This is a genomic window from Collinsella aerofaciens, from assembly GCF_040910265.1.
In the GTDB taxonomy this organism is placed as follows: domain Bacteria; phylum Actinomycetota; class Coriobacteriia; order Coriobacteriales; family Coriobacteriaceae; genus Collinsella; species Collinsella aerofaciens_BK.
Window position 1 is genome coordinate 97543 of record NZ_JBDGAW010000005.1, and the last position, 15144, is coordinate 112686.

General features: G+C 62.5%; 11 protein-coding genes. 8 read left to right on the forward strand and 3 right to left on the reverse strand.

Annotated elements, in window-relative coordinates:
- The first annotated feature begins 6 nt into the window (after positions 1–6).
- From AB5Z14_RS03850 to AB5Z14_RS03865, 4 genes are all read left to right on the forward strand, one after another.
- Positions 7–459: a hypothetical protein gene (locus AB5Z14_RS03850; RefSeq protein ID WP_368130372.1), complete on the forward strand. Its 453-nt coding sequence runs from the start codon at positions 7–9 to the stop codon at positions 457–459.
- A 17-nt stretch (positions 460–476) separates the two neighbouring features.
- Positions 477–2039 carry a hypothetical protein gene (locus AB5Z14_RS03855; protein ID WP_368130374.1) on the forward strand — a complete coding sequence of 521 codons (1563 nt, stop codon included), beginning with the start codon at positions 477–479 and terminating at the stop codon, positions 2037–2039.
- A gap of 74 nt (positions 2040–2113) precedes the next feature.
- Positions 2114–2869, forward strand: coding sequence for a hypothetical protein (locus tag AB5Z14_RS03860; protein ID WP_368130375.1), 756 nt, complete (start codon positions 2114–2116; stop codon positions 2867–2869).
- Positions 2870–2904: 35 nt separating this feature from the next.
- Entirely contained in the window at positions 2905–3591 is a 687-nt protein-coding gene (locus AB5Z14_RS03865) for a hypothetical protein (RefSeq protein WP_368130376.1), read from the forward strand.
- A gap of 169 nt (positions 3592–3760) precedes the next feature.
- Here the strand turns inward: AB5Z14_RS03865 and mgtA are convergent, their stop codons facing one another.
- Positions 3761–6529 (reverse strand): magnesium-translocating P-type ATPase, encoded by a 2769-nt coding sequence (gene mgtA / locus AB5Z14_RS03870; RefSeq protein ID WP_368130377.1) that lies wholly within the window; start codon positions 6527–6529, stop codon positions 3761–3763.
- Between the two features lie 438 nt (positions 6530–6967).
- Here mgtA and pyrE point away from each other — a divergent pair, with 438 nt between their 5' ends.
- Positions 6968–7651 (forward strand): orotate phosphoribosyltransferase, encoded by a 684-nt coding sequence (pyrE, locus tag AB5Z14_RS03875; RefSeq protein ID WP_368130378.1) that lies wholly within the window; start codon positions 6968–6970, stop codon positions 7649–7651.
- 291 nt (positions 7652–7942) lie between these two features.
- Here pyrE and AB5Z14_RS03880 read toward each other — a convergent pair whose 3' ends face one another.
- Positions 7943–8797 (reverse strand): MurR/RpiR family transcriptional regulator, encoded by an 855-nt coding sequence (locus AB5Z14_RS03880; RefSeq protein WP_368130379.1) that lies wholly within the window; start codon positions 8795–8797, stop codon positions 7943–7945.
- 42 nt (positions 8798–8839) lie between these two features.
- Positions 8840–11446, reverse strand: a complete 2607-nt coding sequence (locus tag AB5Z14_RS03885) for a hypothetical protein (RefSeq protein WP_368130380.1) — start codon at positions 11444–11446, stop codon at positions 8840–8842.
- A 116-nt stretch (positions 11447–11562) separates the two neighbouring features.
- Here AB5Z14_RS03885 and AB5Z14_RS03890 point away from each other — a divergent pair, with 116 nt between their 5' ends.
- The 3 genes from AB5Z14_RS03890 (at position 11563) to AB5Z14_RS03900 (ending at position 14995) form a co-directional block, all read left to right on the forward strand.
- Complete coding sequence (locus AB5Z14_RS03890) at positions 11563–12570, forward strand: AraC family transcriptional regulator (RefSeq protein ID WP_368130381.1); 1008 nt, start codon at positions 11563–11565, stop codon at positions 12568–12570.
- 172 nt (positions 12571–12742) lie between these two features.
- Positions 12743–14191: a glycoside hydrolase family 1 protein gene (locus AB5Z14_RS03895; protein WP_195535354.1), complete on the forward strand. Its 1449-nt coding sequence runs from the start codon at positions 12743–12745 to the stop codon at positions 14189–14191.
- Positions 14192–14458: 267 nt separating this feature from the next.
- Positions 14459–14995 carry a PTS sugar transporter subunit IIA gene (locus AB5Z14_RS03900; RefSeq protein ID WP_055310775.1) on the forward strand — a complete coding sequence of 179 codons (537 nt, stop codon included), beginning with the start codon at positions 14459–14461 and terminating at the stop codon, positions 14993–14995.
- Positions 14996–15144: the final 149 nt, after the last annotated feature.

Consider the following 15144-nt stretch of genomic DNA (forward strand, 5'->3'; position numbering starts at 1 on the left):
GGGCCTATGGCGTCTTGTGGTTGCTCGTCTAATAAAATTGCGGGCGCGCTTATCGCCGTGGTGGTCCTTGCTGCGGCGGTGACGCTTGTGCGGGCATACGGCTTTGGTGCCCGTGCCGACCAGGGAAAGAACGCCGCGCAAGCGTTGCTGAACGATTGTGCTGCCGATCCGGTGGCAGTCAAGCTTATCGAGGACGGCGAGGCGCGGACGATCTATGAGACCGACGATGCCGAGCTGGTCGCATCGACTTTTGCCGCGCTCGACGATTGCACCGTGGGAGGTGCGGTGGATGAGCGGATGAGCGATGCCGGTCGCACGCTCGTCTTTGTCTATGAAGACGGCTCGGAGCAATCGGTGGAGTTCGAGGGCGGGAATATCGTGCTCGACAAGACGGCATATCGCCTTGACGGTGCCGATGAACTGTGGCGACAGCTAGCCGCCATCAAGAACAGCCAATGAAATGAGGGGTGTACGGGATGAGTGATTTGAGATTCTGCCCGGCGTGCGGGATGCAGCTGCCGCGGGTCGCCGGCGTGCCGGTGCGATTTTGCCCGGGCGGCGGTGTTCGGCTTGAGAGCGTTGAGGATGACCCGGGTGTCGCGGAACACGCAAATGGGGCGGCTGCCGATGATGGCGCGGGCGAAGGTTGTGAGCCGAGCGCGAACGCGCCGGTCGATGTGCCGATGCAGGATGCCGACGCCGCGTCGCCGGTCCGCGACGTGGCCGCAGCGGATGCTCCCCGCGTCGGCGACCTTGAGCTCCACACTGCATGCGATGCCTCTGGCGGCCAAGCGCTCGCGCAAGTGGCGCTGCCGCGGGGTTGGCGTATCGAAGAGGCGCATCTTGAGCGCAGCAGTAGTTTCGACTGCCCGATTTCAGTTGGCGTGACGGCGGCAGGCCCGGCGGGCGAACGCATCATGTATCGCTCCGAGCTCTGCTACGTGGACGCGGGCGCCGTTGCCAAGCGTATCCCCACGCAAACCGAGCGCAAGGCGTTTGTGCACGTGGAGGCGGCGTGCGACGAGTTAGCTCAAGCCTGCGCGGCGCAATTGGGCGCACGGGCGGAGGTTGTGGCCGAGCAACCCTATCCGTCGAGCGCGGCAGGCGATATTGAACATGAGCGTGCTCGCGTAAAGCGCGAGGCTGCAAACGACTTTGCGATTCAGGGCTTTTCGATGGAACCGAGCGATGTGGTCTATGAGTGCCGCATGCGTCGATATCGGCTCGCGGGCGTCCCGGCGCCTACCGAGCTTGCAGTGGCGGCAAAGGTCGAGGGCTATGTAGTCTCGATCGGTGGAGTCGCGGGTTCTGTGGGTAAAGGCGTTGCCGCCGGGGCCGAGGCGCTGCTGGGCGCGGGCCTTTCGAGCGGACTGATCGGTGGCGTTCTGGGCAAGCGCCTGCGCGAGCGCCAGGCGGCTGCGGCGGCGGGTCAGCGCGCCGCGAAAGATCAGGCTCCGGATCAGGGCGATTGCCCAGACGGGGCGCCGTTCAAGCTGGGCGCGGCAGACCTGTTGCAGTGGCGTATCAGGGACAGCTTCTGCCTGGTTGCGCCGGAAGGCCGTCTGGACGAGGCGGCCTCCACGGCGCTTGCCTCAATGGCGTCGACTCTGCGGCTCAACCCGTCGATTGCGCGCGAAGCGTGCGCTCAAAAGCAGCAGATGGTGCTCGAGCAGCGTCAGCGCACGCAGATGAACATCGCCCAGCAGCAACAGCAGTTCGCGGCCTGGCAGCAGATGCATGCCTCGCAGCAGGCGGCGTTCGACAGCTACCAGCAGGCTTGGTTTGAGCGCAGCGATCGTCAACACGCCGCGAATATGGCCGCCAGCGCGGCCAATTTCTCCAGCGCAGGTGTGGGAACGGGCGCGGCGTCGTATTCCGATGCCATCCGCGGGGTCAACCATTACACCAGGCCCGACGGTACCGATGTCGAGGTTTCGGTGATGGCGGATCAAGCTTGGGTGAACGGCTCGGGCGACGTGATCGGCACGCGCGATGGCTTTGAGCCCGGTTTTGGCTGGACGGAGCTGCCCCGTCAATAGCGTGAGTGGGCTACGGGAGGATCGGTGTCGAGGCGTTGCTCGGCGCTGTGATAAGAAACGGGAAAGGAACAACGATGAGGGAGACGGTTATTTCGCGCACGGCGTTTGTCGCGGCGGCGGGAACGGCGTTGCTGACGCTTGCGGGATGCGGCGGACAGCAGGCGCAGGACACGACGGGTTTTAACGACGATCGCCCGGTAAAGGACAAGATGGATGCGGGCTCGTCATCGGGTGATTCCGGTGATGCGGGCGGCGGTGCGGACACAGACAGCGGCTCGGCGGACGCGTTCGATACGTGGTCGGATGACTGCTGGGATGCGCACCGCAACATCAGCATCGCAGCGTTGCTCGAGCTTAAGGGCTGGCAGTTGCAGGAGTTTGCGTCGCAACAGGGTTATACCTGGCAAGATGCGCTCGAGATGTACGAGAACGAGGCAGGTCGCGTGCTCAGCGTCTGCAATATCAGCAAGGATGGCGCAACCGAATGGCTCGGCGAGGATGAAATCGGAAAGCTCGACAAGGGCGGCACCGGGAGTACCGTGATGTTTACGCTGCAGCTTGCGGGCTATTCGAGCTGCGAGGATGTTATCGCGGGCTTTTCGGTGCCGGTTGAGGACCGCGCGCAGATCACCTCGAGCTCGTGGATCGCGTGCGTTTACGGTTCCAACATGGCGCGTCACGTTGCCATGGTGAGCCCGATGGAAAACGGCGACTACCGCCTAGACCTCATTACCGAGGAGGCCATCAAGACCGGAAGGTTTACCCAGGGCGGCGGTGCCCCCACGATTAACGAATTCTGGCAGGAAAAGACCGGGCGCGCGCTCGGCTAAGTGCGATGCGGCCAATATCATAGCGAGGGACAAACATGAAGAACGAGATGACGATAAGCCGTGCGGCCTTTGTGGCAGGCGCGGGTGCGGCGGCGTGTGCACTGGCTGGTTGCTCGGGCGGATTGGGCGGCGCGGGTGGCGCCAAGACGGCGAGCACGGCGGACGCCGCCTGCGTGGATGACAATGCCAACGTGACGGTCTATGCCGCAATCAACCTGGGTGGTGCCGATCTGGTGCGCCTACTCAAACATCAAAATTATGAGTGGCAAGGCGAGAACGTGGGCTACGGTGCCGTCGATGACGCGGGATTTTTCGCCTTTACCTTTTCCAAGGTTTCGGACGATGTGGACGAACTTGCGAACAGCGCGATACCGCTTTCGGAGTCCGAGTACGAGGAACTTGAACCGGGCGGCGGAGACGAAAACGTCGCGATTCTGCTCTCGGTAGGCGGCTATACGAAGGGCGAACGGGCACTCACCGGTGCGATTGGCGACGCAGCGATGGTGCAGGAGAAATGCACGATCGACGATACCTCGTATTGGCTGGTCAAAGCGCTTGACGGCCACCGTTACGTGATTATGGCCGACGACACCGAAGACGATGGCGACAGCGCTCATGACATCTATATCTACAACGAGGCTTTTATTCGCACAGGCTACCTGAGCGGCGGCGACCAGATCGATATCGATGAACTTTGGAGCCGCCTGGCCAACGCCTCGTAACGCCCCAAAACCACCACGAAGGGGATAGGCACCTTTGTGGTGGTTCAATAAGTTGCGGTGGAATAGTTCCTGAATAAGGCTTGGGGGTCTTAAAACAGGAACTATTTCACCGCAACTGCTGAGGGGACGGGTTGTGGAAACGGCTGCCGTGGTGGACTCGGGCTGTCTGTTACAGCAGCTCACCGTGACGGGCGATGTAGCGGCGCTTGGCCAGCTGGGTCAGTGCAATGTAGGCGGCGACGATGCCGATGAGCAGTGCAAAGAAGCTCAGCGGCAGCGGCGTGAGGCCCAGTGCATCGGCGATAGGGCTTGCCGGCAGCCAGGTGACAAGCGCCAGCCCCAGCACGGTGAGCACACACAGTGCGGGGGCGGCGTGATCGCGCGGGCTCGGAAGACGCGGGGAGCGCAGCATGTGGATCACGAGCGTCTGCGACCACATGGACTCGACAAACCAGCCACTCTGGAAAATCGCCGCAAAGGTCGCCATGCCGGCAACATTGCCCGCGGCGGCAAGCTCTGCCCAGCTCGCGCCCACGGCAGCGGGGCACACCACAAAGAAGAGCGCGGCGAACGTCACGATGTCAAACAGCGAGCTCACGGGGCCCAGTTCGAGCATAAAACCCTTGATGGACGCGGCGTCCCAGGCGCGCGGGCGGGCGGTCCAGGCATCGTCGACGGTGTCCCACGGCAGCGCGATGCACACGATCTCGTAGATCAGCGACAGCAGCACCAGCTGTAGGGCGCTCATGGGCAAAAACGGCAGGAACAGGCTCGCGACGGTCACGGACAGCACGTTGCCAAAGTTGGAGCTCACCGTGGTTTTGAGGTACTTGAGTAGGTTGCCGTAGGTGCGACGGCCTTCGATGATGCCGCGCTCGAGTACGCCCAGGTCCTTCTGGAGCAAGATGATGTCGGCGGATTCCTTGGCGATGTCGACGGCCGAATCGACGGAGATACCGCAGTCGCTCGCGCGCATGGCGGCGGCGTCGTTGATGCCGTCTCCCATAAAGCCCACGGTGTGGCCGAGCAGCTCGCGCATGACGCGCACCAGGCGCGCCTTCTGCAGCGGCGAGAGCTTGGCAAAGAGATGGGTCTGCTCGGCGCGCTCCGCCAGCTCGGCGTCGTCGAGCGCATCGATCTCGGAGCCCAGCAAGACGTTGCTCGCGTCGATGCCGATCTGCTCGCAGACGGTGGCAGCGACGCGGTCGTTGTCGCCGGTCAGGACCTTTACCGCCACGCCCTTGGCTTCGAGGGTGGCGACGGCGCCCGCGGCGCTCGCTTTGGGCGGATCGAGGAAGGCCAAAAAGCCCATCAGCACCATGTCGCACTCGTCGGCGATGCCAAACTCGCCCACGGTGCGCGGGTTGGTCTTCTGCGCCACGGCGATCACGCGCAGGCCTTCGGCATTGAGTCCTGCCACCTGTTTGCGAATCTGGGCGAGCTTCTCGTCGGTAAGCGGCTGAGCGGTGCCATCCACCTCGACGTAGGAGCAGACCTCGAGCATTTCCTCGGCAGCTCCCTTGGTGACCATCTGGGTCTTGCCCTGGGCGTCGGCGACAACCACGCTTAGGCGGCGGCGCGAAAAGTCGAAGGGCACCTCGTCGACCTTGGTGTAGCGGTCGCGCAGGCTCTGGCCCAGCATGGAATCGGGCACGACGGTCGAGAGCGTAACATCGGCGCGGTCGATAACGGCCAGGTCGATGAGGTTCTTGAGGCCCGTCTGGAAGAAGCTGTTCAAGAACGCATGACGCAGCACGCGCGTGTCCTCGTTGCCGTCGGTGTTGAGATAGCGCTCGAGCACGATGCGGTCCTCGGTGAGGGTGCCGGTCTTGTCGCAGCACAGCACGTCCATAGCGCCGAGGTTTTGGATCGCGGGCAGCTCCTTGACGATGACCTGGCGGCGGGCGAGGTCCTTGGCGCCCTGCGACAGGCTCGTGGTCACGATGACGGGCAGCATCTGCGGCGTGATACCCACGGCCACGCTCGTGGCGAACAGCAGCGCGTCGATGACGTTGCCCTTGGTGGCGGCGTTGATGGCAAAGACGGCCGGCGCCATGACGAGCATCAGGCGCACCAGCAGCATCGAGACGCTCGAGAAGCCGCGGTCGAAAGCGCTTTTCCCACCGCGTCCGTTGAGCATCTTGGCGATGCCGCCCAGGTAGGTGTTCGAACCGGTGGCCACGACAAGCGCCATGGCGGTGCCGTTTTGCACGGAGGTGCCGGTAAAGACGATGTTCTTGCAGGCAGAGAGCGGCAGTGCGGATCCGTCGGCGCCCTCGATGACGGTGACGGCGGCGGTTTTCTCGACGGCCTCGCTCTCGCCGGTGAGGGCGGACTCGATCACAAACAGGTCGCGCGCAGTGATGATGCGGGCGTCGGCCGGCACCATGTCGCCGGCGGAGAGGCGGATCATGTCGCCGGGGACGAGCTCATCGAAGGGGATCTCGATACGCTCGCCGTCGCGCAGAGCGGTGCAGGTGTTGGAGACCAGGTCCTTGAGGGCCTCGGCCGCATTGCCGCTGCGGGCTTCCTGGATAAACTTCATGCCGCCCGATACCAGCAGCATGATGCCGATGACGATGACCGTGGAGGGGTCGCGCTGCGGCTCGGGCACGGCGAGCACGTCGATGTAGAGCGAGACCAGCGCGAGCGCGGCGAGGATGCCGGCGAAGGGGTCGATGAAGGCATCGGCGATGCGGCGGGCGAGTGTCTTGGTCGGCGCCTCGATGGTGTTAGGGCCGGTGGCGTCCAGGCGCTCGGCGGCCTGATCGGCGGTGAGGCCGTCGGCCGTGGCGTCGAGCAGCACGAGGGCGTCCTCGGCGCTATGGGTGGCGGCGAATATGGTGTTCTTGGCAAGGCCGGCGTGAGCGGCGGGGCGCGCCGTGCGGCGGCGCTTGGAGATGACTTCGAGTACCGTGGCGGTTTTGAGCATCAGCATAGGGTCCTCCTTGCTAAAGGGAGTTAGCGTACGTGTCGTATTGAATTGCAAAAAACCTAGATGTCGCTCACGTCATGCTCACGAACCACCACAAAGGGGACAGGCACCTTTGTGGTGGTTTTGATGATCTGCTGTTGGCGCTTATGCGTGCGCGGAATCCTCGCGGCGTGCCGAGGGCGACATGCAGGTTTTTCGACTATGACTGCCTTCCATGGCACACCTCCTTAAGGCCGGGCGCAGCGCGCTTCGGGCATCTCGTACCCGTTTCAATCCGCAGGTATTCTTGACGAGGGGTTTTGTCGTGTCAACCCCATTGTTCGGATAATCATCGCCCCTGACAAAGCCCTTACAGAGTGTCGTGACTCCAAAGCGCGCCCGCATCGACGCCCTGCCTGCGCTAAACTGTGAGGCACGTACGCGATTACGAGAGGAGCCCACATGGAGGCTTACAAGCAAGAGTTCATCAAGTTTATGGTTGAGTCCGACGTTCTTAAGTTCGGTAGCTTTACGCTCAAGAGCGGCCGTCAGTCCCCGTTCTTTATGAACGCCGGCGCCTACGTGACGGGCTATCAGCTCAAGAAGCTGGGCGAGTATTATGCCCAGGCCATCCACGATAACTTTGGTGACGACTTTGACGTGCTGTTCGGGCCGGCCTACAAGGGCATTCCCCTGGCCGTCGTGACCGCGATTGCCTACCACGAGCTGTACGGCAAGGAGGTTAAGTACTGCTGCGACCGCAAGGAGGCCAAGGACCACGGCGCCGACAAGGGCAACCTGCTGGGCTACGAGCCCCAGGACGGCGACCGCGTGATCATGGTCGAGGACGTCACCACCAGCGGTAAGTCCATCGACGAGACCTATCCCAAGGTCAAGGCTGCTGCCGATGTCGAGATCAAGGGTCTGATCGTGTCCCTCAACCGCATGGAGGTCGGCAAGGGTGGCGTGACCACCGCGCAGAAGGAGATCGAGGCCAAGTACGGTTTCCCCGTCGCGAGCATCGTCTCCATGGCCGAGGTCGTCGAGACCCTCTACAACCACGAGATTGACGGCAAGGTCGTCATCGACGACGAACTCAAGGCCGCCATCGACGCCTACTACGAGCAGTACGGAGTCCGGGAGTAGTTACGCGGTTTTCCAAACCGCGTAACGGGCCGACGCTGCAAACGCCCCTAAGCGGCAATCTGCCTTTCAATCGTCGGGCATGGCCAGAAGGCCTATGCCCTCCTCTTTCAAGGCACCTTGCTCGCTTAGGGGCGTTTTCGCTGTCGGTGCCAAAACATCGGTGCGGTCGTTGGGTAGCTAATTTGGGACGGGGCTATTTTGACTACTTTACATGTGAAAGCAGTCAAAATAGCCCCGTCCCAAATTAGCTACTCTTGCACCAAAAATGAGCGTCCGAAAATCCACGCTCGTTTACTTGAGTCCTGGCAGGCGGGTGTAGGGGAATGAGCGCTCTAGGAACTCGGCGCAGCGGGCGTAGTCTTTGGCGAAGTAGCTGCTGTAGAGCGAATCGAGCACGTATTGCACGGCGATGTGGCTGGCGAACTGCGTGATGCGGTGCGTCATGCTCTCGTGGTCGCTCACCGTGAGATAGGCGGCAAAGCCGGGGTGCAGGCGCGCGCAGTAGGGCGTGCCGATGACAATGACGGGAACATGCCGGCTGCTGAGGATCGGCAAGATTTCCTTGAGGTTGGGTGCAAGGCCGCTGTAGGAGATGACGATGGCCGCATGGCTGGAATCCGAGGCGAGCGCTGTGCGCACCTGGGCCTCGCCGCTGCTGTAGCATGTGGCGCTCTTGCCGGACGAGAGCAGGCGGTCGCGGAACATCCCCGCTGGATACAGGTTATGCGAGCCCGTGTAGATGTCCACGGTGCCGGCGCGCAAGATAAGCTTGGCGGCGTGGTCGAGCTGCGCGGGGTCGAGCAGCTCCTGCGTCTCGGCCAGCGTGGTCTGGTAGAGACCTTCCATGCGCTCCATGACCTGCGCAGGCGTGGACGTGGCGTCGAAGGGAAAGTTGATATCCACGTCGCGGCGGTTGCCCGCCTCGGTTGCCAGGCGCATGAGCTCGACCTTGAGGTCTTTAAAGCCCTCCAGGCCGAGCTTTTTGCAGAAGCGGTGCACGCTCGCGACCGAAACATTGGCACGGGCGGCAAACTCCTTAATGGACAGCCCGCGGATGTCCTCGCCCATGGCAAGGGCCGAGATGCCGAGCTGCTGCTCGGTAGGGGTTAGGCCCTGCGCCTCGGTAATCTTGCGCTTGATATCCATTCGAACTCCCACGCTCGTCAAACCTGCCAAAAAGGGACAGGTTTATTTTGGCAGGTTTTGCCCGCGAAGGGTAACGGGGCCAAGGATGCCGCTGGGGGCGACGGGTTCGGTGAGGGCGAAAATGTCGGGAATCGCATGGTCGAGTGTGTTGATGGCGTCGATGGTGAGTTCGTGCGTGCCGGCGGCAAGCGGGCCGGCGGCAAAGCGATAGGGCGGGCAGATGCGCGTGCCGAGCGAGTGCCCGTCGAGCGTGAGGGTTGCGACTTCGTAGACATCTCCCAGGTCAATCGTGGCGTCGGCAAGGTCGTCGGCCAGCTCGAACGACGTGCGGTAACGGTATGTGCCGCAGGTGCCGGCGAACTGCTCGGCCGTGAGGTCGCACAGATGCTCGAGCTTTTGCGGCTCGCCAAAGGCCCCGTCGCCTCCGGCAGGGGAGAGGGCGACGGTCCACGGGCCGTCGATGTTGAGGATGAGCGCACTATCCGCGCCTGCGCTCGTGTCCGTGCAGCTATCGGACTCGACTTCGCCGTTTGCCTCCAAAGCGACAACGCAGCTCTCGAAGGGCTCCAGCTCCAACACGCCGTCAAACGCAACGGGCTCGGTGCCGTTCAGCAGGTCGAGGCGCGTGCCGCGCAGGCGCTCGCCTCGAGCAAGTGCAACCGTGCAGCGAATGCCCTCACGCGGATGCTCGTTGACTAGCATCACATAGGTCTCGCCCGCACGCTCGTAGCGCAGTGCGCGCAGCCAGGGCTGCGGCGTATCGGTCACAACGGTCTGCAGTCCCGCGGCTGCCAGCACGTCCGCCACGCCGGCAAGCGGCGTCGCCGTAAGCCCGTCCAGCTCGGCCGCGCCATCGGCATCGTAGAGGGCACTCGGCACCTCGTCGACGGCAAGCACCATAACGCCCGCGGCCATCATGCGTCTCGCCGCCTCCGCCGTAGCAGCTCCAGTAAACGACGCCCTGGTCATAACAAACGCCTGATAGCGGCAGCCATTAACGGCAAGCGTTCCATCGGCAATCGAAACCTCGTAACGCCCCTCATCCTCAAAGGCCTCTGCCGGCACAAAATCAAAGTCGATCTGCGCTCGTGTGAGCTCGGCCGCTACGCGCTCGATGGGCATGGCGTTGCCGGCCCATTCGGCATCGGCATGGTACAGAATGGCGACGGGGCGAGCGGCGTTGCCTCCCGAAAGGAGCGTCGCCGTGCGATTCATATAGCGCATGAGCTGGCCAAAGTGCGGCCATTGCGGGTTGTTGCCGTGCGCGTAAAAATGCGGCGGGCAGTCCCAATCGGGGAAGGGCGCCATGCTAAACGCGTGTGGCGTAAACCAGTTAATACCGCGGACGAGCATATGGTCGGCAATCCATTTCATCTCGCGCAGGCCCTCGTGCCAGCCAAAGGCGCCAAAGACCTCGGCCATGCAACGCCCCTGCTTTTTGGGGTCGAGGCGCGCGGCCGAAGAGCCCAGCTTGGCAAGCGCGTACGTAAAGAACTCCATGTTCCACGCGCCGTGGAAATAGCTGTAGTGCCCACGGTCAACGCCGGGGACGAGCTGGTTGATGACCACATCCACGCCGGCCATGTCCTGCCCCGCGACCGCGCGGAAGTAATGTCCGGCGCCCTGACCCAGGCGCGTGTGGCAACTCTTGTCCTCGATCACGTGGCCAATGTGCATGACGCCGTGCGCGCGACACCAGTCGCCGATCTGCTCGTCAAAGCACGCGCGGTAGAGCTGCGTGGCAAGGTCCATATAGGCGTGGCGAACCTGGGCGCCGTCTGCCTCGCGTGTCCAAAGGCCGTGCAGTTTGGTGGGCCAGCCCTCACCAAGCGCATCGTGCAGGCGGCGGGCAAGCTCGTCCGACCACGGCAGCGCTAGGTCGCCTCGCCCGATAAAGCTGCTGGTAGAAGCATCGTCGAGCGTGGTGCCCTTCTCGTTCATAAAGCCGGGCTCGTCGGTAAAGAAGCCCAGGATGGTCTTGCCGAACTCGTCGCCCAGATGCTCAAACGTGGGCTCGTAGACGGCATCGATCAGCACGCGGCACGAGGCGGCGTCGACCATGTTGATGTACTCATCGCGAAAGCCGGTCTTTTGGCTGGTGACGTACAGCTCGATCGCGGTGTTGCCGGCGGGAGCGTCAAAACGCAGGCGGGCGGGTGTGCCATCGTCGTCATGCTCGACAACGAGCGCGAGGTCGAGCGGCGCACCGGCGGCATCAAAAGCCGCTGCGCCCACATAACGCTCCGCAGGATCCATGAGATTGCCGAGCTTGATGGTCGTGGACGGCTGAGGGCCGACAACCGTAACTGCGCGATGCTTAAGCACGGTCTTCTTGAGCGCGGGATCGACGTCATCGCCCGCAAGCGCGCCGTTGGCGTAGCCCGTGGGGAAGTGTGCATCGTCGAGCAGCCAGATCTTTAACCCCAGGCGCTTGCACTCGTCGATAATAAACCGCAGGTCAGACCACCAGCCGTTGCGGTAAAAATCGGGATGCGTGCGCGACTCAAGACAGACCTCGCGGATGTCCGCGCCGGCAATCTGCTCCAGATACTCGGTGATCGTCTCGCGCGCCTCGCCCTTGAGCCACAAAAACGGAAGCACATGGTTGTCGTAGGTGCCGCCAAGCACCTGCTCAAAATACGCCGCCATATACGCTCCTCCAAAACCAGACTTTCAAATCCATTGAAGTCAGAGTACGCCGAGCGCGCCGTCCTGCTAATATCAAAACCACGGCAGAATATGACCGAATCAACGATGGGGGCACTATGGAGCTCACGCGTCTGGACAACCTTCTGCTCGAGCTGACCGACAGCGAGCGCGCCTATCGCGCGGGCGCCCGCTATGACTGGAGCGATGCACTCGGTCAAGGTAATCAAGCAGATGTCGATGGTCGACATATCCGCAAAATCGGCAATCCAACGCTCGCCCTGCGACAAGAAGGCATGCCCGAGGGTCTATCGATTGTACGTAACTCGCGTTTCAACCCCGTGCCGGAACACGTGCATGATTATGTCGAAATCAGCTATGTCTATCGAGGACGAGCGCCGCAAATCGTCAACGGTGCGGCGCTCACGCTTGCTCAAAACGAGGTGCTCCTGCTCGATGCCGCCTGCCCGCATGCCGTAGGCGAACTCGGCGAGCACGACATTATGCTGAGTGTCATCATCTCGCGGCCAATACTCAGCCGCAGCCTGGAGCAAAGTCTTTCGCCCACAAGCGCTGTCTCGAGCTTCCTGCTCAACGCCCTCACGGACGAAACGGACCACCGCGGACACGTGCATTTCCATACGGGCGGCAGCCGTCGCGTGCGCCGCTACATGCAGGAGATGCTCTGCGAGCGCTTGGAGCCGACGGCGGCGAGCCCCCAGATCGTCTCGAGGTTGTTCGAGCTGCTGCTAGTCGAGCTCATGCAAAGTTACGAGGCCGCGCTGCTGCAAACGGATGAGCCCGCGCTGCCATCGGCGCAGGTCGCGGCTGCCATGGGCTTCATCGAGCGCAGCGCCTGCGACTGCACCCTCGATGACCTCGCCCGCCACCTGCACCTGAGCCCCAACTACGCAAGCGCTCTGCTCAAGCGTCAGACGGGCCGCACGTTTATGCAGCTCGTGCAGGAGAGCCGCCTGGCACGCGCAGCGGCACTGCTCGACGCCGGCGCCACCGCGGAGGTCGCAGCACACGAGGCGGGCTATGCCAACATGAGCTTCTTCTACAAAAAGTTTGCCGAGCACTATGGCTGCACGCCGGCTGCCTATCGTCAGCGTTTGCCCAGATAAAACCGACCAAAATAAACCTGTCCCTTTTTGGCAGGTGTCAGGAAGTGTCAAGGGCAGGGTGGCGGCAGGCTGCGGGCGCGAAAAGAAGTGTCGGGTTTGGCTCCATCGCCTCCGCATGCCCCGCACGTGGGCGATACTCGGCTTATCGACCCACGATGCAAAGGAGATGCTCATGGCAAACATTAAGTTCCCCGAGGGTTTCTATTGGGGTGGCGCCACCGCCGCTAACCAGTTTGAGGGCGCTTGGAACGTGGACGGCCGCGGCGCTTCCGTCGACGACCACTTCCTGGGCGGCAGCTACAAGGAGCCGCGTCAGATCACGATCGACATCGACCCCAACCGCTTCTACCCCAACCATGACGGCATCGACTTCTACCATCACTACGAGGAGGACATCGCGCTGTTCGCCGAGATGGGCTTCAACATGTTCCGCATGTCCATCTCCTGGAGCCGCATCTTCCCCAACGGCGACGATGCCGAGCCCAACGAGGCCGGCCTCGCCTTCTACGACCGCGTCTTCGACTGCCTGCGCGCCCACAACATCGAGCCGCTCGTGACGCTTTCGCACTACGAGATGCCCTATCACCTGGTCGAGAAGTACAACGGCTGGGCAAGCCGCGAGCTCATCGGTTTCTTTGAGAAGTATTGCCAGACCGTCTTCGACCGCTACCAGGACAAGGTCAAGTTCTGGCTCACCTTTAACGAGATCAACTGCGGCACCATGGACATGGGCGCCATGATGGAGACCGGCCTGATCCAGGGCTTCGAGGGCCCGGCAAGCGCCATCAAGACCACCGCTCAGCAGCGCTTCCAGGCCCTGCATCACCAGTTTGTCGCCAGCGGCCGCGTCGTGCGCTACGCCCACGAGCACTACCCGCAGTTCAAGATGGGCAACATGGACTGCTTTATCCTCTCCTACGCCGCCACGTGCGATCCGGTCGACGTGTTCGCCACGCAGCAGCAGATGAACTCCATGAACTGGTACTGCTCCGACGTGCAGGTGCGCGGCAAGTATCCGTTCTATGCCAAGCGCTTCTGGGCCGAGAACGACGTCGAGCTCGCAATGGAGGACGGCGACCTGCAGGATATCGCCGACGGCAAGGTCGACTTCTACACCTTTAGCTACTACATGTCCGGCACCGTGGGCACCCACAAGGACCACGAGATGACCGAGGGCAACATGACCTTTGGCGGCAAGAACCCCTACCTGGAGTCCACCGACTGGGGTTGGCAGATCGACCCGCTGGGCCTGCGCATCGCCCTCAACGAGATCTACGCCCGCTACGAGATTCCGCTGATGGTGGTCGAGAACGGCATGGGCGCCTACGACGAGGTCGAGGGGGACGGTTCCATTCACGATCCGTACCGCATCGCCTATCTGCAGAGTCACATCAAGGCCATGGGCGAGGCCGTCGCCGACGGCGTCGACCTGATCGCCTACACCTGGTGGGGCCCCATCGACCTGGTGTCCGCCGGCACCGGCGAGATGCGCAAGCGCTACGGCTTCATCCATGTCGATAAGTACGACGACGGCACCGGCACCTACGAGCGCCGCCGCAAGGACAGCTTCTTCGCATACCAGAAGATCATCAAGTCCAACGGCGCTGAGGGCTTGGAGTAATTGAGTTCCGGCGATTGAGTTCCGGCGTTCTGACGAACGCCGGACCGGCGGCCGATTTCGTGACCACGAATGTCGACGACGACGGCATCTGGAACGCCTTCGTGCACCTGGGGCTCATCGAGGGTTAATCAACAAAACGGGCGCCGATGGACAAAGACGTCGGCAGAGTTTTCGATTCGACTCCCCACCTTAGTTTTTGGTCCAATTGGCACTATAATCACCATAGGCATGCGCACTACGTTGCGCTTAATCAAGAGGAGAAAACGTATGGGTCTGTTTGACATGTTCAAGAAGAAGGCTGAGCCCGCGGCTGCCGCTGCTCCGGCCTCCATCTCTGCTTCTGCCGGCGCCGACGTGCTGTGTTCGCCCGTCAAGGGCAAGGTCATCAAGATGGCCGACGTGCCCGATCCCGTCTTTGGTGGCGAGGTTCTGGGCAAGGGCTGCGCCGTGTGGCCCGAGGACGATTTGGTCTATGCCCCCTGCGACGGCAAGGTGACCGTCACCATGGGTCACGCCGTGGGCCTGCAGTCCGATAGCGGCATCGAGGTTCTGGTGCACGTCGGCGTCGATACCGTCAACATGAACGGCGACGGCTTCGAGGGCTTCGTCAAGGCTGACGATGTCGTGAAGGCCGGCCAGCCCATGCTCAAGATCGACCGCGCCAAGATCGCCGCTGCCGGTTACAAGGACTGCGTCGTCGTGGCCGTGTCCAACACCGCCGAGTTTGCCGACGTCGAGCTTGCCGTCGAGGCCGACTCCGCCGTCGCTGCCGGCGATGCTATCGTCAAGGTTGTCCGCAAGTAAATCGCGGCATCGCATGATGTCTAAGGGTGGTCGGATTGTCCGGCCACCCTTTTTTATTCAAGACTTTAGTCTGCTGGCCGCGCAGCGGCCAGCTTTAAACCACCCGCTACGCGGGTGGAGACAAACGGCTTTACAAAGCCACCCCTCCG